Here is a 20,196-nt window from a genome sequence, read left to right on the forward strand (position 1 = left end):
CCAGCTTCTCGTTCGGCCTGCAGCGCAACTATCCGGTCTATCTGTCGACCAAGAATACGATCCTGAAAGCCTATGACGGCCGCTTCAAGGACATCTTCCAGGACGTGTTCGACAAGGAGTTCGCCGCCGACTTCAAGGCCAAGGGCCTGACCTATGAGCACCGCCTGATCGACGACATGGTGGCCGCGGCCATCAAGTGGTCGGGCGGCTTCGTCTGGGCGTGCAAGAACTACGACGGCGACGTCCAGTCCGACGTGGTGGCCCAGGGCTTCGGCTCGCTGGGCCTGATGACCTCGGTCCTGATGACGCCGGACGGCAAGGTGCTGGAGTCCGAGGCCGCCCACGGCACCGTGACCCGCCACTATCGCCAGCACCAGAAGGGCGAGGCCACCTCGACCAACTCCATCGCCTCCATCTACGCCTGGACGCGCGGTTTTGCGCACCGGGCCAAGCTGGACGACAACGCCGAACTGGCCAGGTTCGCCGAGACCCTGGAGCGGGTCGTGGTCGAGACGGTCGAGGCCGGTCACATGACCAAGGACCTGGCCCTGCTGGTCGGCGATCAGCAAGGCTGGCTGACCACCGAAGGCTTCATCGACAAGGTCGCCGAAAACCTGACCAACGCGATGAAGGTCTAGTTTAAGGGCGCTACCGCTCGCCACGCGGTAGCTCGCTGCTTGAGCGCAGGACGTCATTCAACCCCGCCGGATTTGCGTCCGGCGGGGTTTGTGTTTGAACGGGTCACCGGGCGGCGCGTTGTGGTCACGCTTCCGCTGATGGAGGCGAAGAGGGCGAGCACTTGGGCCGACTGATCCGCAATCTGCTGCTGCTGGCCGTCATCGTGGCGGGGATCAGCTTCTTCGTCGCCCCGGTGGTGGCCTTCTATGGCATCCGGTCGGCGGCGGATGCGCGTGACGAGCAGGGTCTGGTCCGGCTGATCGACTTCTCCGAGGTGCGCCGCAGCCTGCGTCCGCAACTGGGTGAGGGCAACGCCGCCATTGTCGCGCCCGCGCCGTCATTTCTCGAGAATCCCATCGAGGCCATGCGGCGACAGTTCGAACAGGTGCGTCCCGCTGCGGCCCGGCCAAACCCCGACCTCTATCTGAGCCCCGCCGCTCTGGCCGCCCTGACGCGCGGCGAGGGGCGGGACGCGTCGCGCAGTGTCGCCGTCTCGCCCGATCGCCGCGACCCCTTGCCGCGCCTGGCCTATTGGGGCGTGAACCGCACGCGACTGGCGGTGCGCGATCCATCGAAGGCCCAGACCATTTTCACCTTCGAGCGCAAGGGCCCGTTTGACTGGCGGCTGGTACATATCGGTCTGCCGCCCGCTGAGCCCACCGTGCCGACGACACCCGCATCCGCACCCTGAGCCACTGGCGCAGCGCCGCGACTTCTGGCAACCCTGACCGTCAGGGGGCGTTTCGACGCCAGAGGGACCCATGATCAAGAAGTTGCTTACCGGCGTGGTGATCGCCGGCGTCATCGGCCTTGTCGGCTTCTGGGCGGCCGCGCCCGTGTTGACCGGCCAGGCCATCATCCGCGCCGCCGAACGGGGGGACGAGGCCGCCTTGGAGCGGCTGGTCGATTTCCCGGCCCTGCGCGAGAGCATGAAGGGCGAGCTGAACGACCTGCTGGTCGCCGAGATGCGCAACGACCCGCGCGTGGTCGAAAACAATCTGGGCGGTCTGGCCACCATGCTGGGCCCCATGTTCATCTCGGGCGCGGTCGATACGGTGGTGACGCCGCAGGGCGTGGCCGCCATGGTGACCACGGCCAAGGCCCCCGACGCGGATGGTGCCGTGCCGTCGGAGCCCGTTAAGGGTCGTGACGAGCCTGACCTGCATAAGGCCTGGGGCTATCGCAGCCTGGATGTCTTTGCCGTCACCCTGACCGACCGCGACCGACCGGAGAACAACCTGGCCCTGCTGCTGGAGCGCCGCGGCCTGTTCACTTGGCGGCTGGCGGCGGTGGACCTGCGGACGGAATAGGCGGGATCAGCCCGCCAGTGCCGCCCGCACGGCGGCCAGACCCTCTTCCGCCCGCAACCCATCAGGCGCTCCGCCCTGGGCAAAGTCGGGCTTGCCACCGGCACCCTGACCGCCCAGCGCCAGAACGGCGGCGCGGGCCAGGTCGGCGGCGTTGACGCGATCCGTGACGTCAGCAGTCGCGGCCACGGTGATCGCGGCCTTGCCATCGGTGACGCCGATCAGGGCGACGACGCCGCTGCCGACCTGCTTGCGGAAGTCCTCGGCCACGCCGCGCAAACCCTTGCCGTCGACGCCGTCCAGGACGCGGGCGATCAGCTTGATGCCGTTGATCTCTTCCGGGGCGGCACTGGCCGAACCGCCGCCGCCGAGCGCCAGCTGCTTCTTCAGATCGGCGACCTGCTTCTCCAGCGCCTTGCGTTCGGTGGTCAGGGCCTCGACGCGGGCCGGCACATCCAGCGGCTGTATCTTGAAGGTCTGGGCCAGCTTGCGAGCGACCCCGGCCTGGCCTTCCAGATACTGACGCGCGGCCTCACCGGTCAGGGCCTCGACACGGCGGACACCGGCGGCGATGCCGGTCTCGGCCGTGATCTTGAACAGGCCGATGTCGCCGGTGCGCGCGACATGGGTGCCGCCGCACAGTTCGACCGAATAGGGCTTGTCGTCGGTGAGGCTCTTGCCGAGCGTCAGCACACGCACCTCATCGCCGTATTTCTCGCCGAACAGGGCGACGGCGCCGGCGGCGATGGCCTCCTGCGGGGCCATCAGCTTCGTCTCGGCGGGCAGGTTCTGGCGGATCACCGCATTGACCTCGGCCTCGATGGCCTCGATCTGGGCCTCGGTCACCGGGGCGTTGTGGCTGAAGTCGAAACGCATGCGTTCGGCATCGACCAGCTGACCCTTCTGGGCGACGTGGGGGCCCAGCACATTCTTCAGCGCGGCATGCACCAGGTGGGCCGCGGAGTGGTTGGCGCGGGTCGTCAGGCGGGCGTCCGGGGCGGCGCGAAGCTGGGCGCGGGTGCCGATGGTCAGGGTGCCTGACGTTACCTCGACCGTGTGGGCATATAGGTCGCCCGTCGGCTTCTGGACGTCCAGGACGCGGGCGCTGCCGCCCTCCCATTCGATCTCGCCCTTGTCGCCGGCCTGACCGCCACCCTCACCATAGAAGGGGGTCTGGTCGAACAGGATCTCGGCGGTCTGGCCGGTTTCGACGCTGTCGACCTGGGCCCCGTCCTTCAAAATCGCCAGCACCTCGCCCGAGCCGTCGACGGCGTCATAGCCGGTGAAGACGGTCGACCCCAGACGGTCCTTCAGCGCCAGCCATTCGCCGGTCGAGGCGGTCTGGCCCGAACCCTTCCAATTGGCTTTGCCGCGCGTCTTCTGCTCTTCCATCGCCTCATCGAAGGCGGCGGTATCGACGGTGAAGCCGCGACGGCGGGCCTCGTCCTGGGTCAGGTCCAGCGGGAAGCCATAGGTGTCGTAAAGGGTGAATGCCGTCTGGCCGGGGATGACGCCGCCTTCCGTCAGATCGCGCGTGGCGTCCTCCAGCAGGCCCATGCCGCGGCCCAAGGTGGTGCGGAAACGGATCTCTTCCTGCTTCAGCGTGTCCTCGATAGTCGCCTGGGCGCGGGCCAGCTCGGGATAGGCCTCGCCCATTTCGCTGACCAGCGTCGGCACCAGCCGGTGCATCAGGGGATCACCGGCGCCCAGCAGATGGGCGTGGCGCATAGCCCGTCGCATGATCCGGCGCAGGACATAGCCCCGGCCTTCGTTCGACGGGGTTACCCCGTCGGCGATCAGGAAGGACGAGCTGCGCAGATGGTCGGCGATGACCCGGTGGCTGGCGGCGCGGTCACCCTCGGCCTTCGTCGAGGTGGCGTCCTCGGAGGCGGCGATCAGCGTCTGGAACAGGTCGGTGTCGAAGACCGAGTTCTTGCCTTGCAGCACCGAGGTCATGCGCTCCAGCCCCATGCCGGTGTCGACCGAGGGCTTGGGAAGGTTGCGAACGATCTCGTCGTTCTCCTTCTCGAACTGCATGAAGACGTTGTTCCAGATCTCCACGAACCGGTCGCCGTCCTCGTCCGGCGAACCGGGAGGGCCGCCGGGGACGTGGTCGCCATAGTCCCAGAAGATCTCGGTGCAGGGGCCGCAGGGGCCGCTGTCGCCCATGGCCCAGAAGTTGTCGGCGCCGGCGATGCGGATGATCTTGTCGTCACTGAAACCCGTGACCTTCTTCCAGATCGCGGCGGCCTCGTCGTCGTCGATATAGACGGTGACCAGCAGGCGTTTGGGGTCGAGGCCGAAGTCGTTCGTGACCAGCTTCCACGCGCTGTCGATCGCGTGGTCCTTGAAGTAGTCGCCGAAGCTGAAATTCCCCAGCATCTCGAAGAAGGTCAGGTGGCGGGCGGTGTAGCCGACGTTGTCCAGGTCGTTGTGCTTGCCCCCGGCACGGACGCATTTCTGCGACGACGTGGCGCGCGGGTAGGGCGGTGTCGCCGCGCCGGTGAAATAGTCCTTGAACGGCACCATGCCCGCATTGACGAACATCAGGGTCGGATCGTTCTGAGGGACCAGCGGTGCCGAGTGGACCTTGGCGTGACCGTCGGCCGCGAAATAGTCGAGGAAGGTCGATCGGATCTGTTTCAGGCTGGACATGGCGAACGGTCGTCTCGGTCAGGAAAAGGCGGAACGGGCGTCATATAGGGCTTTGGAACCCAATGCATCACCAGCAGCCTCGTCTGCCGGGCTCGGGTTCACAAAAAAGGCCGCCCGATCCGCGTGAGATCGGGCGGCCGCTTCGTCCGGTCTGGCCCGGCAGGGTCATGGCGGGTCACCTGGACCCGACCGGAGAAGGTTGGTTTGGACTCCGATAAGCCGAGTCCAAAAGTGCAAAGTCAGAAGGTGATCTTTCTTTGGGCGCTAACGCTTGCCACGCGGTGGCTCGCGACCTGAGCGCGGTTGATCACCCCTCCAGGTCCTGACCTTCGTCCGGCTCGGGCGTGCCCAGCAGTTCGTCGGCGATCTTGGTCGTGGAGGCGCGGACGGCCTTTTCGATCGAGTCGGCGACGTCGGGGTTAGCCTTCAGGAAGTTGCGCACATTCTCGCGCCCCTGACCGATCCGCTGGCTGTCATAGGAGAACCAGCTGCCCGACTTCTCGACGATGCCGGCCTTCACGCCCAGGTCGATGATCTCGCCCAGCTTGGAAATGCCTTCGCCGTACATGATGTCGAAGATGACCTCGCGGAACGGCGGTGCGACCTTGTTCTTGACGACCTTGACGCGGGTGGTGTTGCCCACGACCTCGTCGCGGTCCTTGATCGCGCCGGTGCGGCGGATGTCGAGGCGGACCGAGGCGTAGAACTTCAGCGCATTGCCGCCCGTCGTCGTCTCGGGGCTGCCGTACATCACCCCGATCTTGTGACGGATCTGGTTGATGAACAGGACGATGCACTGCGACTTGTTGATCGAGGCGGTCAGCTTGCGCAGGGCCTGGCTCATCAGGCGCGCCTGAAGACCGGGCAGGCTGTCGCCCATTTCGCCTTCGATTTCGGCACGGGGCGTCAGGGCGGCGACCGAGTCGACCACCACGATGTCCACGGCCCCGGAGCGCACCAGGGTGTCGACGATCTCCAGCGCCTGTTCGCCCGTGTCGGGTTGCGAGACCAGCAGGTCATCCAGATTGACGCCCAGCTTCTGGGCATACCCCGGATCCAGCGCATGTTCGGCGTCAACGAAGGCGGCGACGCCGCCGGCCTTCTGGATTTCGGCCACGGTGTGCAGGGCCAGTGTGGTCTTGCCCGAGCTTTCCGGCCCGAACACCTCGATCACCCGTCCGCGCGGCAGGCCGCCGATGCCCAGGGCCATGTCCAGACCCAGCGAACCGGTCGAGACCGAGGGAATGGCCTCGGTCGTGCCGTTCTTGCCCAGCTTCATGACCGAGCCCTTGCCGAAGGCGCGGTCGATCTGCGCGATCGCCGCCTCCAAGGCGCGTTGCTTGTCGCCGTCGTCCTTGCCCACCAATTTCAATGCCGCCTGTGCTGCCACCTTACCACTCTCCCTTGCCATGATTCCCGTTCGGTACCCGTAGAGGGAGAGGCCCGCCTTCGATCCTGTGATCGTGACCCGCTCCCTGTGAGATGGACTATGTGCACGGTTTGTTCCGGTTGCCAATATGTTCTTTTTGGCGCGCTGAACGATGCGACCGATTTTGACGTATCGCATTTCCCCGCACGGCGCTGATCCAATGGCCAAGCTGAGCGTTAGGGGCGCATGACAAAATCCGCAAAGCCTGCCGTCCTGACCATCCGCAATGCCGCCCTGACCGATGTCGACGCGATCACCCGGCTAGGAACCAAGGTATACCGGCAGGGGGGCATGTCCCTGACGCCCGGCATGCTGAGGGGCCAGATCGCCACATATCCCGAAGGGCAGTTCGTGGTGGAATATGAGGGGGCCATCGTCGGCTATGCCGCCGGTTTCCGCATCGACGAGGCCATCGCCATGGCCCCGCACACCTGGGATCAGATCACCGGCAACGGCTATGCGGCGCGCCACGACCCCGACGGCGACTGGTTCTATGGCATGGAGGTCTGTGTCGACCCCAGCCGTCGTCGCCTACGTATCGGCCAGAGGCTGTACGACGCCCGGCGCGAACTGTGCGAGGCCGAAAATTTGAAGGGAATAGTCTTTGGCGGCCGCATGCCCGGGCTGGCGAAGAAGAAGGGGGCCTATCCCCAGGCCCGCGACTATCTGGATGCGGTGACGGCGCGCCAGCTGAACGACCCGGTCATCGGCTTTCACCTGCGCGGCGGGTTCGAGCCGGTCGGGGTGCTGGAAAACTATATGACGTCCGACACCGCCTCGATGGGACACGCGGCCCACATGGTCTGGCGCAATCCCTATCACGTCGAGGCGCGGGGCAAGGGCGCGGCCTTCGCCACCAAGGAGACGGTGCGTGTCGCGACCGTCCAGCTTCAGGCCCGCAAGGTCGAGAGCTTCGAGGAGTTCATCTCGAACGTCGAATATTTCGTCGATGTGACCTCGGATTACCGGTCAGACTTTGTGGTCTTTCCCGAGCTGTTCACCCTCCAGCTGCTGTCGCTGGAGAAGAAGAAGCTGACGCCCCAGGAATCGATCGAGGCCCTGACCCGCTATACGCCGCGTTTCGTCGAGGCCCTGCGCAAGCTGGCGGTGGAATACAACATCAACATCATCGGCGGTTCGCACCCGACGCGGGCCGAGGACGGCGACATCCAGAACGTCGCCTATGTCTTCCTGCGCGACGGCTCGGTGCACGAGCAGGAGAAGATCCACCCCACCCCGAACGAGCGGCACTGGTGGAACATCAAGGGCGGCGACCGGGTCCATGCCATCCCGACCGACTGCGGGCCGATCGGGGTGCTGATCTGTTACGACAGCGAATTTCCGGAGCTGGCGCGGCGATTGGTGGACGAGGGGGCGCGGCTGCTCTTCGTGCCCTTCTGCACCGACAACCGGCAGGGCTATCTGCGCGTGCGGTACTGTTCGCAGGCTCGGGCCATCGAGAACCAGTGCTATGTCACCATGTCGGGCAATGTCGGCAATCTCCCCAATGTCGAGAACATGGACATCCAGTATGCCCAGTCCTGCATCCTGACGCCGTGCGACTTCCCCTTCGCCCGCGACGGCATCGCGGCTGAGGCGTCGGAGAATGTAGAGACGGTCACGGTCGCCGATCTGGACCTGTCGGACCTGGCCTGGGCGAAGTCGCAGGGGACGGTGCGCAACCTGCGCGACCGCCGCTTCGACCTCTACAAGACGGTCTGGACCGACGGCGGCTGAGGCGGCGGCGAGGGCTCGGCGATCCGGCTGGCCAGCGACAGGGCTCCGCCCAGCATGAGAGCGATCAGGCCCGCCGCAAGCAGCGGTCGCACCGCCGACCGCTCCGGCGACAGCGGTCTTACGAACATCAGCATCAGCAGGCCCAGCAGCACCAGGACGGCGGGCAGGTCCATGCCGATGCCCAGGAACACCGGATGGGCCAGGGTCATCAGCCAGCCGACGCCGAGAACGGCTCCGATACCGATGGGGATGAGGCTGGCGCGCCGGGTCAGGCCGGGATCGATGAAGGCCGTGATCGCGGCGACGACGCCGGCCAGCAGGGCGGGCCACAGGAACAGGAAGGCGGTCTGCGGCGCGGCGAACTGGGCCAGACCTGCCAGCACGACGACCAGGCCGATCAGGCCGCTCCAGCCGCCCCAGACGGTCTTCACCGCCAGTTTGGGCAGGAAGGACAGGGCGATGGCGACAGCGGCTGCCCCGACGACCACATAGTCCACGCCGCCCAGGCCTATGGTCATCAGCGCGGCCAGGGCGATTCCGCCTGCCGTCACGCGCGGGTCGGACCGAGCGCGCCCGCCCAGCACTGCCAGCCCGACAGCCAGAACAGTCAACACGGTGCCTGCCTCGATCCACGGCAGGCGGGCCAGCAGGATGTAGTAGGCCTCCGCACTCTCGGCGCGGGCGGACAGCGGCCCGGCCAGCAGCCGTACGGCCTGGGTCAGGACGATGCCGGTGGAGACGAACCAGACGGCCTCGATGACACCGCGCCCGCTGTCCGCGAGGGTCAGACCCGCATGCGACCGCGCCCGCCAGACGGCGATGCCCAGCGCACCGATCGCGAGTAGAAGCAGGCTCCAGCCCCAGGCCGGATGATGGCCGATCACCGCTCGCCCGAAGAGGTCGGCATAGACGGTGTCGTAGGCCGCGGTGGGCAGGGCCTCGGCCCTCAGCAGCGCATCGGTCATCTCTAGCGCCTGGCTGCCGATATGCTGGACGCTGCCCTGATCCAGGGCGTCGGGCGTGGAGGCCTGGGCGTGATACTGGTCCGGTCGCCCAATAAAGGCCAGGTTGATGCCCTGCACGCCCCGCTCGCGCGGCACGGTGAAGTCGGTGCCGTTGGGCATAACGCTGTAGACGAAGACAGCCAGGGCGTTGGACGTCACCCCTCCGTCCACACGTCCGGCGATGTCGGCGAACAGGTCGATGGTCTGGGCATTGCCGCGCCCGGTCTCGAACATCATGGCCCGACCGCCGCCGCCGCGCGCCTCCAGATTGACCACCGCTCCGATGCGGTCGCGCAAGGGATGCCCGCCCCAGAAGATGCGGGCCCCGTCCAGGTTCAACTCCTCCGCATCGGTCAGGATGACCACCAGCGTCCGCTCCGCCGGACCGCGCGCGCGGATGGCGCGGACGGATTCCAGAATGGCGGCCACGCCCGTGGAGTCGTCCGCCGCGCCGGGGCTTTCGGGCACGGTGTCATAGTGCGCCATCATGGCGACAGCCGGCAGGTCGGGACGGCTGCCGGGCAGTACGCCGATCAGATTGGTCGCCGTCAGGGCCTCTGGCGGCAGGGTCAGGCCCGAGCGCTCGATACGCTGCACGGCCCGGGGCGACAGCGGCCCGCGTTGGGCCGAGACTTGCAGGCCCAGCGCCTGCATGCGCCGGACCAGCAGGGCTTGCACGCGCGCATGGTCCGCCGAGCCTATGGGATGGGGGCGCTGGGCGATCTCGCGGACGATGATCATGGCGCGAGTGGCGGAAAAGAGATCACCGTTGGCGCTGGCGTCGCGCGGCGAGGGACTCTGCAAGGCGAGCACGGCCAGCAGCAGCGCCAGAGCCAGTGATCCAACCAGTGCGACCAGACGCATGCGCGGTTCCTCCCCCAAGACGGATGCAAGCTAGCGGCCTATTCGAGCAGCGTCATCCCGGGACGATCACACACGATTTCCGCTCATCCCGGCGAATGCCGGGATCCAGATCACATGACTCGCTTTCGCTTGCCCGTGCACTGAGCATACTGCTTCGGCTGTCTGAGTTTCTGCATCTGGGTCCCGGCATTCGCCGGGATGAGCGGACAAAAAACTAAGCCGCGCGCCTCAGCGCCGACGGGGCCTTGACGTACAGGCCCTTGCGGCCCGCCACGGGTCGGAAGGCCACGCTGTCGCCGGCCAGTTGCTCGTCAGGCCCCAGGAACAGGCAGCCGTCGTCGACCAGCCGACGCTCCAGATTGTCCAGGATGTCGCCCCGCCGCGACGGCTCGGCGTCGCTGAGCACATGGCGGCAGAAGATGACATCGAAGCGATAGTCGTCCTTGGGCGGCTCGACCAGGTTGGAGCGGGCGAACTGCACCGCGGCCTTCAGTTGCGGCTTGGCGACCCAGGTGTCCTCGACCTGATCGAACCAGCGCAGCATGGTCTGGGCCTTCAGCCCCCGCTGGATCTCGAAACCGGTGTAGGCGCCCGACTTGGCCTTCTCCAGCGCCCGGCGTGACAGGTCGGTCCCCGTAACCTCGATGGCCAGCCCTTGTTCCAGCGCCGGCATGGCCAGGGACCAGGCCTCCTGCCCCGTCGAACACCCTGCGGACCAGACGGTGACGGGCGCTCCGCCCCGCGCGGCAGACAGGGCGGGCAGAAGTTCCCCGGCGAAGGTGTCGAACGATGACCGATCACGTCGAAACCAGGTCTCCGGCGTCAGCAGGGCCTCGATCACCGCCCAGCCCAGCGAGGCCACCGGCTTGGCCCACAGCGCCGCCAGCATGGTCTCGACGCTTTCGAACGATTGCGCCCGTGCCACCGGCCCCAGCCGATGCTCGACCAGCTTCATCCGCTCGCGCGTCAGCCGCATCCCCGCACGCGAGGACATCAGGGCTTGCAGGCGATCGAAATCGTCCGGTGACATCAGGTCAGACGGCTCCCACTTCGGCGAATTTGGAGGTCAGGATGTCGCCGTCGAACGGCTTCATTACATAGTCGTCGGCCCCGGCGGAAAGGGCCTCGGCGATGCGTTCGGCGCGGGTCTCGATGGTGCAGAACAGGACCTTCGGCGCGCCGCCGCCGGGCAGGGTGCGCAGCCGACGCAGAAAGGCCATCCCATCCATCACCGGCATGGACCAGTCCAGCAGGATCACCTCCGGCATGGAAGACGAGCAGAAGATCAAGGCCTCGGCACCGTCGCCTGCCTCGTCGACCTCGAAGCCCAGGCCCTCGACGATCCGGCGCGCCACCTTGCGGATGATGCGGCTGTCATCGACGATCAGACAGGTTCTGGGGGTCAAGACAGTGTCACTCCGACTGGCGTCCACAACGTTTACGTGTGCGACGCCCCTATGATGGTCGGAGCCGGTTAACGGAACCTTGGCAAGCCGCGTTAAGACATTACGCGGGTATTGTGACGGTGAGGATAACTCGCCCCTCTTCGGCCTGTACCGTCAGGTTTCCCCCCGCATCGTGGGCCGTCAGCCACAGCCAGTAGGGCTGAATCCATTGGCCTTGGAGGCCCTCGGTCAGCGGTTGACCCGCCAGGCCAGCGATCGCCTCGGGTTTCAAGCGCGCACGCGTGCCCTCGGCCAGGCCCTCGAACACAACCATACCGTCCTCGACGCGGCTGGACACGGTGGCGATGCCGCCGGACGGCAGGGCCGCCATGGTCAGATAGGCCAGATTGACCAGCGCCCGCGACTGGGCTTTGGACCAGGTCTGGTCCGGCACTTTCCAGACCAGGCTGGCGCGACCGCCGCCGGTCAGGGCATCGACGATCCCACCCAGTTCGCCACCCGAAAACGTCTCCGAGGTCGTGGCGGCCCCGAAGGCGACGCGGGCGAAGGCGACGAGGGCGACCATCTTGGCCGCGCTGGCCTCGATCAGGCCCATGGCGTCGTCGCGCATGTCCTGGGCCGAAGGGTCCTTCAGCAGGTCCAGACCGGACGAGATCGCCCCCGCCGGGCTGATAAAGTCGTGGCACAGCTTGCCCGCGATCAGGGCGGCCAGGGCTTGGCCGTCTGGCATGTCGGCGGCAGGGCGGGCAGGGGCGTCGAGCGTATCGGTATCGGTCATCGGGCCTTGGAAACGGATTACTTGAGGAGATGCGGCGACGCTGCCCTGATTTGCCGGTTCATGAAACCGTGCGGATGCTCTATCGCAGCGCGAATGATCGCCGCCGCCAGACCCGACCTGATCGCAGACCTTGCCTCCGGTGCCCTGACCGAAGCCCTGGCCGACATCGCCGAGGACGCCGCTCGGGTCATTCTGCCCTACTGGCGGACCGGCACGGTGGTGACCACCAAAGCCGACGACAGCCCCGTCACCCTGGCCGATCAGCAGGCCGAGGCCCTGATCCTGTCGCGGCTGGCAGCTCTGTATCCGGACGTGCAGGCCGTGGCGGAAGAAGCGGTGGCCGACGGCGGTGTGCCCGCCATCACCGGCGACTGGTTCTGGCTGATCGATCCGCTGGACGGCACGCGCGGCTTCGTGGCGGGCAAGGAAAGCTTCACCGTCAACATCGCCTTAGTGCGCGGCGATGCGGTGGTCGCCGGGGTGGTGACGGCGCCCGCGACCTCGACCACCTGGCGCAGCGGCCCGCATCCCGACGGCGGAGCCTTCCGTCGCCGCTTCGGTGAGGGCTGGCAGGCTATCAAGGTCCGCGACCGCCCGGCTCGCCCTGTCGCGGTCATGAGCCACAGCCTGACGGACGAGGAGGCCCAGCGACTGGCCTCGCGCCACGGCTGCATGGACTGGCAGGGCACGGATTCATCGCTCAAGTTCTGCCTGATCGCCGAGGGGCGCTTTGATGCCTATCCCCGCACCGGCCCGACCTCGGAATGGGACACCGCGGCGGGCCAGGCGGTGCTTGAGGCCGCCGGCGGGCGGGTCATGGCCGAGGACGGCACGCCGTTCCGCTATGGCAAGCCCGGCTTCCTGAACGGTGGCTTCGTGGCGGTCGGCAGCTAGGCCCGCGCCATCCGAAGCGACACCTGCTCGGCGCGTTCGGCCAGGGCGGTCGCGCCCCATTCCCGCGCGGTCGTCGATGCCTCGGCCAGCATCATGCCGACGGCGCTCGCTGACGTACCGGTCAGACGACTACGCGCCAGCATCAGATGCGCCATGCCGATCTGGTCGGCCGCCCAGTCCAGCGGGGGTCGGCTGACAGGCGCGGCAAGGCGGCGATGCACCATCGCCTCCAGACCCTGGATGGCCTTCACATCGCCCATGGCCTCGGCCAGCGACGCCTCGGCGGACAGGCGACGCTCGCGGGCCATGGCCCCCAGCATCAGGCCCGGCTCGCGCGTCATCGCCTCGGCCTGGGCCAGGATCAGCAGCGGCGTCTGGGTCGGGCCCTGGGCCAACTGGACCGCCGCCCAGTCCAGCGGGCTGTGGTCCGGCGTGAACTGATCGGCGGCGGCGTCGAACAGGGCCTGCCCCTGGGCTTCGGCTGTCGTGTCGCCCGCCAGACCGGCCAGCGCCTTCAGCCCGACCGCTGCCAGCGTCAGGGCCCGCGCCCGCGTGATCGGGCGCTGTTCCGGTGCGGAGGCTTCGACCAGGGCACGCAAGTCCTGACCCACCCGGTCCAGCAGGACGATGTCGCGTCGCTCGATCCCGAGCCGCAGGGCCAGCCCGGCCCAATCCAGGGTCAACTCGTCGGCGACGGTGGCGGGCAGGTGACGCTGCTCGCGACGGGCGGCGTCGAACAGCGCGAGCGCCGTGGGTGCAGCGTCCTGCGAGGGGTTCATGTCGGTGCGGCGCGCGGCCAGTCTTGCGCCGAGCGCCACGGCCCAAGCCTGTGTTCTCGCGCGCTCCGGGTACAAGGCCTGCACATCGCCGGTGGCCACAATCAGCCGTTCCGGTCCGCCGAACAGATCGAAGCGGGCCAGGTGGATTTCGCCAGCCTCCAGCCCCGCGGCCGCGGCTTGATCGGTCGTGCGGGCGTGTCTCGCGGCATCGGATGCACAGGACGCGGCCTTGGTCAGCGACGCCGCCGACCCGGTGCGCCGCGCATGGTCGCGCCAGAGAAGAGAGGCCCGCATCCAGGCTTCGAAGGGACGGGCACAGGACACCCGGCCCGCGTCGGTGGTCTCGCGCCGCGCCTCGGCCTCGATCAGGTCGGCGCCGATGAGTTCCAGCCAGCCCAGATCGTCGCTCTCGCGCGCCTTTTCGAACAGCTTACGCAGGTCACGACCGAACTCGAACATGGGCGATGCGACTCCGTTATCCCGGTTCGGGACGAAGGATGCGCCCCGGGGCCGTCCCACGCAAACGCGACGCCAGCCCGGCGGTTCGGCTTGGCCGTGGGGAAGTCTATTTCAGGGCGTCAAACAGGTTGGCCCGCAGAGCGTCAGCCGACCCCAGAAACTCGTCCACCTCTTCACCGATGTGATCCAGCGTCACGCCGCCGTCAGTGATCACGTAGCGTTCCAGATAGACGGAGTCGTCCTCGATCAAGGCCTTGCCGATCCGGAAGCGCGAGTTGAAATCCGCGACCACCGGAGTGACCTTGGGTGCATTGCCATCCTCAATGATCCAGGCCGCGCGCAGCATCAGACCCAGGCATCCCGGGGGATGGCCTTCTACATCGCACGCCATCAACTGCGCACGGAAACGGAAGCCGCTCGTGGTGGTGATGCTGAACTCGGTTTCGCTCTTCTTTTCCACGGACTTGTAGCCCTGACGGCCCAAAACGTCGCTCACCTCTGCGGCGCTCAAAGACCTGAAGACGGTGGCGGTCACCGTCCGCTCCAGCCCTCGCGCGTCCTGGGCTGTGACGCCCGAAGGGTAAGCGGCCAGCAGCGCAGCGGCTGTGGACAGCGACAGGATGGCGGTGATTTTCATGACACGGTTCCCCAGTTGAGCGGCCAGATAGCCGTCGGTTGTATGGCGGAACAAGCCCCCCGAATCCGACGAAAGCTGACGTGGGTGGGCTTCAGCCCAAGGACGGCGTGCGCGCACGGCAAGCGCTCAAGGCCGTCTGCGCGGTCTCATTCCGCGCCGTCAGTTCGCGCACGGCCTGCACCCGCGCGCGCGTCATCTCGGCCTCCACCGTCGCCGTCGGACGCCGCGCGGCCTGGCCGGACTGGATCGTGGTCAGCGACCAGTAAAGCGCTGCATCATATAGCGCCTGACCCTCGCCGCTCTCCCCACCTTCCAGCTCCGACGCCGCCTGGGTCAGGCCCGAACAGCGCAGAGCCTCGGCATAGGTGGGCGCCGTCAGACGCGGGGCCGCAGCCGCCTGCGGCTCCATAACGCTCCAGGCCATCAAAGCCGCGACAAGCATTCAGACCTCCACGCCATCGGTGGCGTCTTCGGGCCGCACACAACCACGGCGAGGCGGCACGGAAAAGGCCAAATCGGCTCGGGTTCTAGCCCCGCTCCTTCGTGCGTGTGAAGGCCACATTCGGGAAGCGTTCGCCGACATAGCCGGTTTCCCAGCTGGACTTTGCGAGGAAGACGGGGTCGTTGTTGATATCGGTGGCCATCTGGCCGCGGTATTTGCCGGCGAAATCCTCGACGTCGGCCTTTGAGCCGCCGACCCAGCGGGCTTCGGCGTAAGGGCTCGGCTCGAAGATGACTTCCAGCCCGTATTCCTCGCCCAGACGGTCGGCCATGACCTCGAACTGCAACTGGCCGACGGCTCCGACGATGAAGTCGCTGCCCAATTCGGGGCGGAACAGCTGGGTGACGCCTTCCTCGGCCAGGCCGTCGAGCGCCTTTTTCAGGTGTTTGGCCTTCAGCGGATCCTTGACCCGGACGCGCTGCAGGATTTCCGGCGCGAAGTTGGGCAGGCCGGCGAACCGGATCAGGCCGCTTTCCGACAGGCTGTCGCCGACCCGCAGGACGCCGTGGTTCGGAATGCCGATCACGTCGCCGGCAAAGGCGTCCTCGGCCAGTTCGCGGTCGCTGGCGAAGAACATGATCGGGGCGTTGACCGACAGCTGCTTGCCGGTGTTCTGGACCTTCAGCTTCATGCCGCGCTTGAACGAGCCGCTGGCCATGCGGAACATGGCGATGCGGTCGCGGTGGTTCGGGTCCATATTGGCCTGGACCTTGAAGACGAAGCCGGTAACTTCGCTGCTGCCCGGATCGACCGTCAGATCGACGGGGGCGGGGGCGTTGCGGGTTTCGGGTGGAGCCGCCTTCTGGGCCTTCATGACCTTGGGCGGCGGGGCCCATTCGCCGATGGCAGCCAGCAGTTCGTCGATGCCGAAATGGCGCAGGGCCGAGCCCCACAGCACAGGCGTCATATGACCTTCCAGGAACGACTGACGGTCGAAAGTCGGGTAGCCGGCCTCGACCAGCTCCTGCGCCTCGATCATCTCCTGATGCTCGCCCTCTTCGAAATAGTGTGCGGCGTCGGCCAGGGGCAGGGCCTCGGGGTGGGGTACGTCCTCCTTGGATCCCGCAGGCTTCTTGGCATAGGGCTGGAACCGGCCGGTGCCCATCTCGACCATGCCGCGCAGACGGTTGCCGCTCTGGGCCGGCCACCAGATGGGCGCGGGGTCAAGCTGAAGGCGGCTGGCGATCTCGTCCAGCAGGGCCATCGGATCCTGGGCCTCGCGGTCCAGCTTGTTGATGAAGGTGATGATCGGGATATCCCGAAGACGACACACCTCGAACAGCTTCAGCGTTTGCGGCTCGATCCCCTTGGCGGCGTCCAGAACCATGATGGCGCAGTCGGCGGCGGTCAAAGTGCGATAGGTGTCCTCGGAAAAGTCCTCGTGGCCCGGGGTGTCCAGCAGGTTGAACATCTTGGCGACGCCGTCGGATGTCGTGTGCTCGAACGTCATGACCGAGGCGCTGACGGAGATCCCGCGTTCCTTCTCGATCTTCATCCAGTCGGACTGCGTGCGCCGGTTCTCGCCCCGCGCCCGCACGGCCCCGGCCGCACGAATGGCCCCGCCCGCCAGCAGGATATGCTCGGTTAGGGTGGTCTTGCCGGCGTCGGGGTGGGCAATGATGGCGAAGGTCCTGCGACGCAGGGCCTCCTGTTCGATGGTCAGTTTAGACATGGAGTTTCCTTGAGCCGCGCGACCTAGCGCGGACCGCCCCAAAAGTCACCCGATGCGCGGACGCAGGCAACGTCTACCGGCGAGTGCGAATACCCCTTGGCAAGGCAGGGTTATCGGGTCCATTGTCCTTGCAGGCGAGACGTTCCGGTCACGCAATCGGGCGCCGCCTTTGGAAACGAAGGAACGGACATGGCCCTGATCCACGACCACAAACCCCCGAACTCCCACCGCGACGGCCCGCATCCGGCGATCTGTTTGATGACCGGTTTCGGCGTGATCATCGCCGCAGCGGTGATCGTGCACACGGTATTCCGTCTGGTGCTTTAGGCCGCCAGGCGGTTCCAGACGGCGCGGTCGGCGGCGACGGCGTCCAGCTTGCCGCGCGCATTCTTGCGCTGAAGCTGGCCCAGAACAACGTCGGGCAGGGCGCAGAATCGTGGCTCGACCAGGTCGGGGTCGCAACCGGCCTCCGGCGCGGCGAACAGGGCGGCGTTCACTTCCGGGCTGCGGTCGTGGATCAGCCAGGCCAGACGACGCGCCCGCTGCGGATCGTTCAGATGCAGCAGTGGGTCCTCGGCGAACAGCTCGCAGCCCAGCTCCAGCACATAGTCCAGCCCCAGCGTCTCGAAACGGCGCGCGTCGCCGGGCGTGACCGGGCAGGTCGCGTCCAGGTCGAACACCACGTCGTTCAGAAGAAACAGCATCGGGACACACCACCACAGGCCGGACCGTTCTGGCCCGTTGGAGGTGACCCTAGCGAGATGCACTTGCGGTTCCGTTTGCGAACGCGGTTAAGGATTTCGCACCAACCGCCTTTACGGCTCAGCTTTGGTTAGCCACGCTCGTCCGCCACCTTTTCCGTAATGAAGTGCCGTCCCTCGCGGTCCTCGATCTCGACCACCCAGACGTCGGGGTCATAGCCGATCTGGCGCTGGACATAGGCGTCCAGCTCGCTTTCGAGCTCGCTCTCGACCGGCTGCATCCACAGGCGCTCGCCATCGGGGCCGAAGGCTTCACTATAAAGACGGGCGCGGCGCGTGGAGGTGTCGAAGGCCTTGACGATGACGGTGCCGGCGCGCGCGTCGCCCTTGCGCGCCACGGTCGCAAATGAGCCTGCCAGTTCGGCGCGGCGGATCAGGGCGGACACCCACAGATCGCTGGAAAGAAGCAATTCGTTCACCCTGCTCGGAAACCGGACCGGAACGCATGGGCGTCTAAGGGTCGCCTCATGACGATAGGGCAGAACGCCGAAAAGACGAAGCGCGACCGGTCACGGACGCGCGGTGCGCGTGCCGCCATGCTGGCGGCCGGGCTGCTGGTCATGGCCGCGCCCGCCCGGGCCGATCCGGCGCAGACTTATTACGAACGCAGCTTCGTCCTGGCGGCCGATGCCCGCTGCGACCTGTTCCAGCCGCGCGTAAATGCCGCCCTGACCGCCGCCGCCTATCAGGCCCGGGGCGCGGCCCTGCGCTCAGGGGCGGCGCATGCCGACCTCAGCGCCACCGCCGCCCGGGCCCACTCGCGCGCCGCCGCGATCTCGTGCGCCAATCCGGACCTGAAGACGGTGAGGGCCCGCGTCGACAATGCCTTCGCCGGCTGGTCGCGCATGCCGCGCATGGATTTCGAAGGCTGGTCGGCCAATCGCGGCAGCTACTCCACCCCGACCTGGCGTCTGATGCAGGCCTCGGCCAGCGGCGCGGCCCCGGTTCAGTTTGGGTTCGGCGGCACCGATCCGGTGCTTAGCACGGTCGTTTCCTTCCCGGGCAAGCCCCGCCCGGTCGCGGCGCGTGTCGTCATGCGCGACGCGTCCCTCCTGCCGCGCCCGTGGCTGTTACATGACACTCTCCCACCCGTGTCGGTCCGCACCAGCCTGTGGGCCACGGGCGTGTCGCCAGCGGACGAAGGTCTTCTGGCTGCCGAGCGCCGCTCGGGCGAGGCCTGGCGCTTCCCGGCCCAGACGACTTCGGCGCTGGCGGCGCTGGACCCACGCGAACCCTTTCTGGTCGAGTTCCACTTCCGCGACGGCAGCGTGGCGACGGCGCGTTTCATCGCTGGTGATTTCAGCGCCGGGCGCGCCTTTCTCGCGATGGGCTCGACTTAAGGGATCAGGGAGCCGCCAACCGTTCAGCGCACGCGAGACAGGCCCAGCACCAGAAATCCGCCCAGCATCGCCAATGCGGATCCTGCCAGATAGACAATCCGTAAATCCTCGCTCCACCAGGCCAGGGCGGCCAGCGCCAGAGCGGGTGCCAGCATCTGTGCAGCGGTGGAGGCCACATTCATCAGGCCGAGGTCTCTGCCGGCGTCTTCTGGGCTGGGCAGCACCTCTGCGGCAAGAACCGCCTCGGTTATCCCGTACATTCCGACGCCGATGCCGAAGACGGCTTGTGCGATCAGCGGTCCCGGCCACTGCGGGAACGCCGCCATCAGGAGGGTTCCCGCAGCCAGAAGAGCGGCACCGGTGAACACGATCCGGCGGCGTTTTCCGATCCTGTCGGACAACCGTCCGCCGACCAGACCCGCGACGACGGCGAGACCGGTGGAAACGATGAGCAGGCCCCCGGCCACCATCTCGATGCGTACCGATGGCAGGACGCGCGCGATGTTCGTGTCCTGATCCAGGAAGAACAGCAGATAGAGCACATTCATCGCCACGGCCGTCTGGACCAGCAGGCGCGACGCGAAGGCGAGCAGGAAGTCGCGATCGGCCAGGGCCGTGAATGACACGCTCCGACCTGTGCGAACGCCGCCCAGCGAGGGTGCACGGACAGTGGTCGCGATGAAGGGCAGCACCATCGCGACCGTCACCGCCACGACGGCGACCAACCTGTCGATCTCGACCGTCAGCCAAAGGCCGATCGCCACGGCTCCGAACAGATTGGACAGCGGATAGGCCAGACCCGTGAAGCCGGCGACCATGCCCCGCTGATGGGCCGGCACGCGCTCGGGCAGGACCGCGGCCAGGGGGTTGAGCATGAAGTTCAGGCTGATCTGCAAGACGATGATCGCCGCGATCAGGGACGGCGCGGTCGCCGCGCGGTGAATCAGGACGTAGCTGAAGACGGTGCCGATCAGGCCGCCGATCAGCCACAGCGACCGGCCGCCGGGCCAGTGGCGGGAACGGTCGCCGATCATGCCGGCCACGACGCCAGCCAGACCGGCCGTCATGGCCCCCCAGAGCGCCGCCTGGCTGAGCACCTCCGCCCGTCCTTCGGGATCGATCGCCGCGGCCTTGAGCGGGAGTAGGATCGTCAGCAGGGGAATGAAGGCGATGTAGGCACCGACCTGGGCCGCCATATAGGCCGCGACGAAGCCCGGCCGCACCGCAGGCAGAGACGTATTGGCTTGAGGCGTATCGCGAGGCATGCGCCGCGACCTTGGCCGTTCGGCCTGTC

At 67.2% G+C, this 20,196-nt stretch carries 20 protein-coding genes; 7 read left to right on the forward strand and 13 right to left on the reverse strand.

Features of this window, described 5'->3' with window-relative positions; genetic code table 11:
- The 3 genes from JHC81_RS03120 to JHC81_RS03130 form a co-directional block, all read left to right on the forward strand.
- Nucleotides 1–638: NADP-dependent isocitrate dehydrogenase (locus JHC81_RS03120; protein WP_292170534.1), on the forward strand; the 638-nt coding region annotated here is incomplete at its 5' end.
- A 161-nt stretch (nucleotides 639–799) separates the two neighbouring features.
- Nucleotides 800–1,369, forward strand: a complete 570-nt coding sequence (locus JHC81_RS03125; RefSeq protein ID WP_292170536.1) for a DUF2939 domain-containing protein — start codon at nucleotides 800–802, stop codon at nucleotides 1,367–1,369.
- Between the two features lie 70 nt (nucleotides 1,370–1,439).
- The gene (locus JHC81_RS03130; protein ID WP_292170538.1) at nucleotides 1,440–1,988 is read left to right on the forward strand and encodes a DUF2939 domain-containing protein; all 549 of its coding nucleotides are present in this window, start codon (nucleotides 1,440–1,442) and stop codon (nucleotides 1,986–1,988) included.
- A gap of 6 nt (nucleotides 1,989–1,994) precedes the next feature.
- Here JHC81_RS03130 and alaS read toward each other — a convergent pair whose 3' ends face one another.
- Together alaS and recA are read right to left on the reverse strand one after the other, a co-directional pair.
- A complete protein-coding gene (gene alaS, locus JHC81_RS03135; RefSeq protein WP_292170541.1) occupies nucleotides 1,995–4,640 on the reverse strand; it encodes an alanine--tRNA ligase in 2,646 nt (881 codons plus the stop codon).
- 307 nt (nucleotides 4,641–4,947) lie between these two features.
- A complete protein-coding gene (gene recA, locus JHC81_RS03140) occupies nucleotides 4,948–6,030 on the reverse strand; it encodes a recombinase RecA (protein WP_292170544.1) in 1,083 nt (360 codons plus the stop codon).
- A gap of 225 nt (nucleotides 6,031–6,255) precedes the next feature.
- On the opposite strand from recA, the gene JHC81_RS03145 reads away from it, so the two are divergent.
- Nucleotides 6,256–7,806: a bifunctional GNAT family N-acetyltransferase/carbon-nitrogen hydrolase family protein gene (locus tag JHC81_RS03145; protein ID WP_292170548.1), complete on the forward strand. Its 1,551-nt coding sequence runs from the start codon at nucleotides 6,256–6,258 to the stop codon at nucleotides 7,804–7,806.
- On the opposite strand, the gene JHC81_RS03150 is transcribed toward JHC81_RS03145, so the two are convergent.
- The 4 genes from JHC81_RS03150 to chpT form a co-directional block, all read right to left on the reverse strand.
- Complete coding sequence (locus tag JHC81_RS03150; protein ID WP_292170551.1) at nucleotides 7,776–9,674, reverse strand: M20/M25/M40 family metallo-hydrolase; 1,899 nt, start codon at nucleotides 9,672–9,674, stop codon at nucleotides 7,776–7,778. The genes JHC81_RS03145 and JHC81_RS03150 overlap by 31 nt on opposite strands.
- 214 nt (nucleotides 9,675–9,888) lie before the next feature.
- Nucleotides 9,889–10,704, reverse strand: a complete 816-nt coding sequence (locus tag JHC81_RS03155; protein WP_292170553.1) for a protein-glutamate O-methyltransferase CheR — start codon at nucleotides 10,702–10,704, stop codon at nucleotides 9,889–9,891.
- A gap of 4 nt (nucleotides 10,705–10,708) precedes the next feature.
- The gene (locus tag JHC81_RS03160) at nucleotides 10,709–11,080 is read right to left on the reverse strand and encodes a response regulator (RefSeq protein ID WP_292170556.1); all 372 of its coding nucleotides are present in this window, start codon (nucleotides 11,078–11,080) and stop codon (nucleotides 10,709–10,711) included.
- A 100-nt stretch (nucleotides 11,081–11,180) separates the two neighbouring features.
- Nucleotides 11,181–11,858 (reverse strand): histidine phosphotransferase ChpT, encoded by a 678-nt coding sequence (gene chpT, locus JHC81_RS03165; RefSeq protein WP_292170559.1) that lies wholly within the window; start codon nucleotides 11,856–11,858, stop codon nucleotides 11,181–11,183.
- A 93-nt stretch (nucleotides 11,859–11,951) separates the two neighbouring features.
- Between chpT and cysQ the strand changes: the two genes are divergently transcribed.
- Nucleotides 11,952–12,752 carry a 3'(2'),5'-bisphosphate nucleotidase CysQ gene (gene cysQ / locus JHC81_RS03170; protein WP_292170562.1) on the forward strand — a complete coding sequence of 267 codons (801 nt, stop codon included), beginning with the start codon at nucleotides 11,952–11,954 and terminating at the stop codon, nucleotides 12,750–12,752.
- On the opposite strand, the gene JHC81_RS03175 is transcribed toward cysQ, so the two are convergent.
- The 4 genes from JHC81_RS03175 to JHC81_RS03190 form a co-directional block, all read right to left on the reverse strand.
- Nucleotides 12,749–13,990: a hypothetical protein gene (locus JHC81_RS03175; protein ID WP_292170565.1), complete on the reverse strand. Its 1,242-nt coding sequence runs from the start codon at nucleotides 13,988–13,990 to the stop codon at nucleotides 12,749–12,751. The genes cysQ and JHC81_RS03175 overlap by 4 nt on opposite strands.
- 106 nt (nucleotides 13,991–14,096) lie before the next feature.
- The gene (locus tag JHC81_RS03180; protein ID WP_292170568.1) at nucleotides 14,097–14,681 is read right to left on the reverse strand and encodes a YbjN domain-containing protein; all 585 of its coding nucleotides are present in this window, start codon (nucleotides 14,679–14,681) and stop codon (nucleotides 14,097–14,099) included.
- 37 nt (nucleotides 14,682–14,718) lie between these two features.
- The gene (locus JHC81_RS03185) at nucleotides 14,719–15,069 is read right to left on the reverse strand and encodes a hypothetical protein (RefSeq protein ID WP_292170570.1); all 351 of its coding nucleotides are present in this window, start codon (nucleotides 15,067–15,069) and stop codon (nucleotides 14,719–14,721) included.
- Between the two features lie 85 nt (nucleotides 15,070–15,154).
- On the reverse strand, nucleotides 15,155–16,801 hold the full coding sequence (locus JHC81_RS03190; protein ID WP_292170571.1) for a peptide chain release factor 3: 1,647 nt from the start codon (nucleotides 16,799–16,801) through the stop codon (nucleotides 15,155–15,157).
- 189 nt (nucleotides 16,802–16,990) lie between these two features.
- Here JHC81_RS03190 and JHC81_RS03195 point away from each other — a divergent pair, with 189 nt between their 5' ends.
- Nucleotides 16,991–17,128 (forward strand): hypothetical protein, encoded by a 138-nt coding sequence (locus JHC81_RS03195; RefSeq protein WP_292170574.1) that lies wholly within the window; start codon nucleotides 16,991–16,993, stop codon nucleotides 17,126–17,128.
- Here the strand turns inward: JHC81_RS03195 and JHC81_RS03200 are convergent.
- Nucleotides 17,125–17,505, reverse strand: coding sequence for a hypothetical protein (locus JHC81_RS03200; RefSeq protein WP_292170576.1), 381 nt, complete (start codon nucleotides 17,503–17,505; stop codon nucleotides 17,125–17,127). The genes JHC81_RS03195 and JHC81_RS03200 overlap by 4 nt on opposite strands.
- A 128-nt stretch (nucleotides 17,506–17,633) precedes the next feature.
- A complete protein-coding gene (locus JHC81_RS03205) occupies nucleotides 17,634–17,972 on the reverse strand; it encodes a DUF1491 family protein (protein ID WP_292170671.1) in 339 nt (112 codons plus the stop codon).
- Between the two features lie 57 nt (nucleotides 17,973–18,029).
- On the opposite strand from JHC81_RS03205, the gene JHC81_RS03210 reads away from it, so the two are divergent.
- Nucleotides 18,030–18,902: a hypothetical protein gene (locus tag JHC81_RS03210; protein WP_292170579.1), complete on the forward strand. Its 873-nt coding sequence runs from the start codon at nucleotides 18,030–18,032 to the stop codon at nucleotides 18,900–18,902.
- A 23-nt stretch (nucleotides 18,903–18,925) separates the two neighbouring features.
- Here JHC81_RS03210 and JHC81_RS03215 read toward each other — a convergent pair whose 3' ends face one another.
- Nucleotides 18,926–20,167, reverse strand: a complete 1,242-nt coding sequence (locus tag JHC81_RS03215) for an MFS transporter (protein WP_292170581.1) — start codon at nucleotides 20,165–20,167, stop codon at nucleotides 18,926–18,928.
- Nucleotides 20,168–20,196: the final 29 nt, after the last annotated feature.

This window comes from Brevundimonas sp., from assembly GCF_016463295.1.
GTDB lineage: Bacteria > Pseudomonadota > Alphaproteobacteria > Caulobacterales > Caulobacteraceae > Brevundimonas.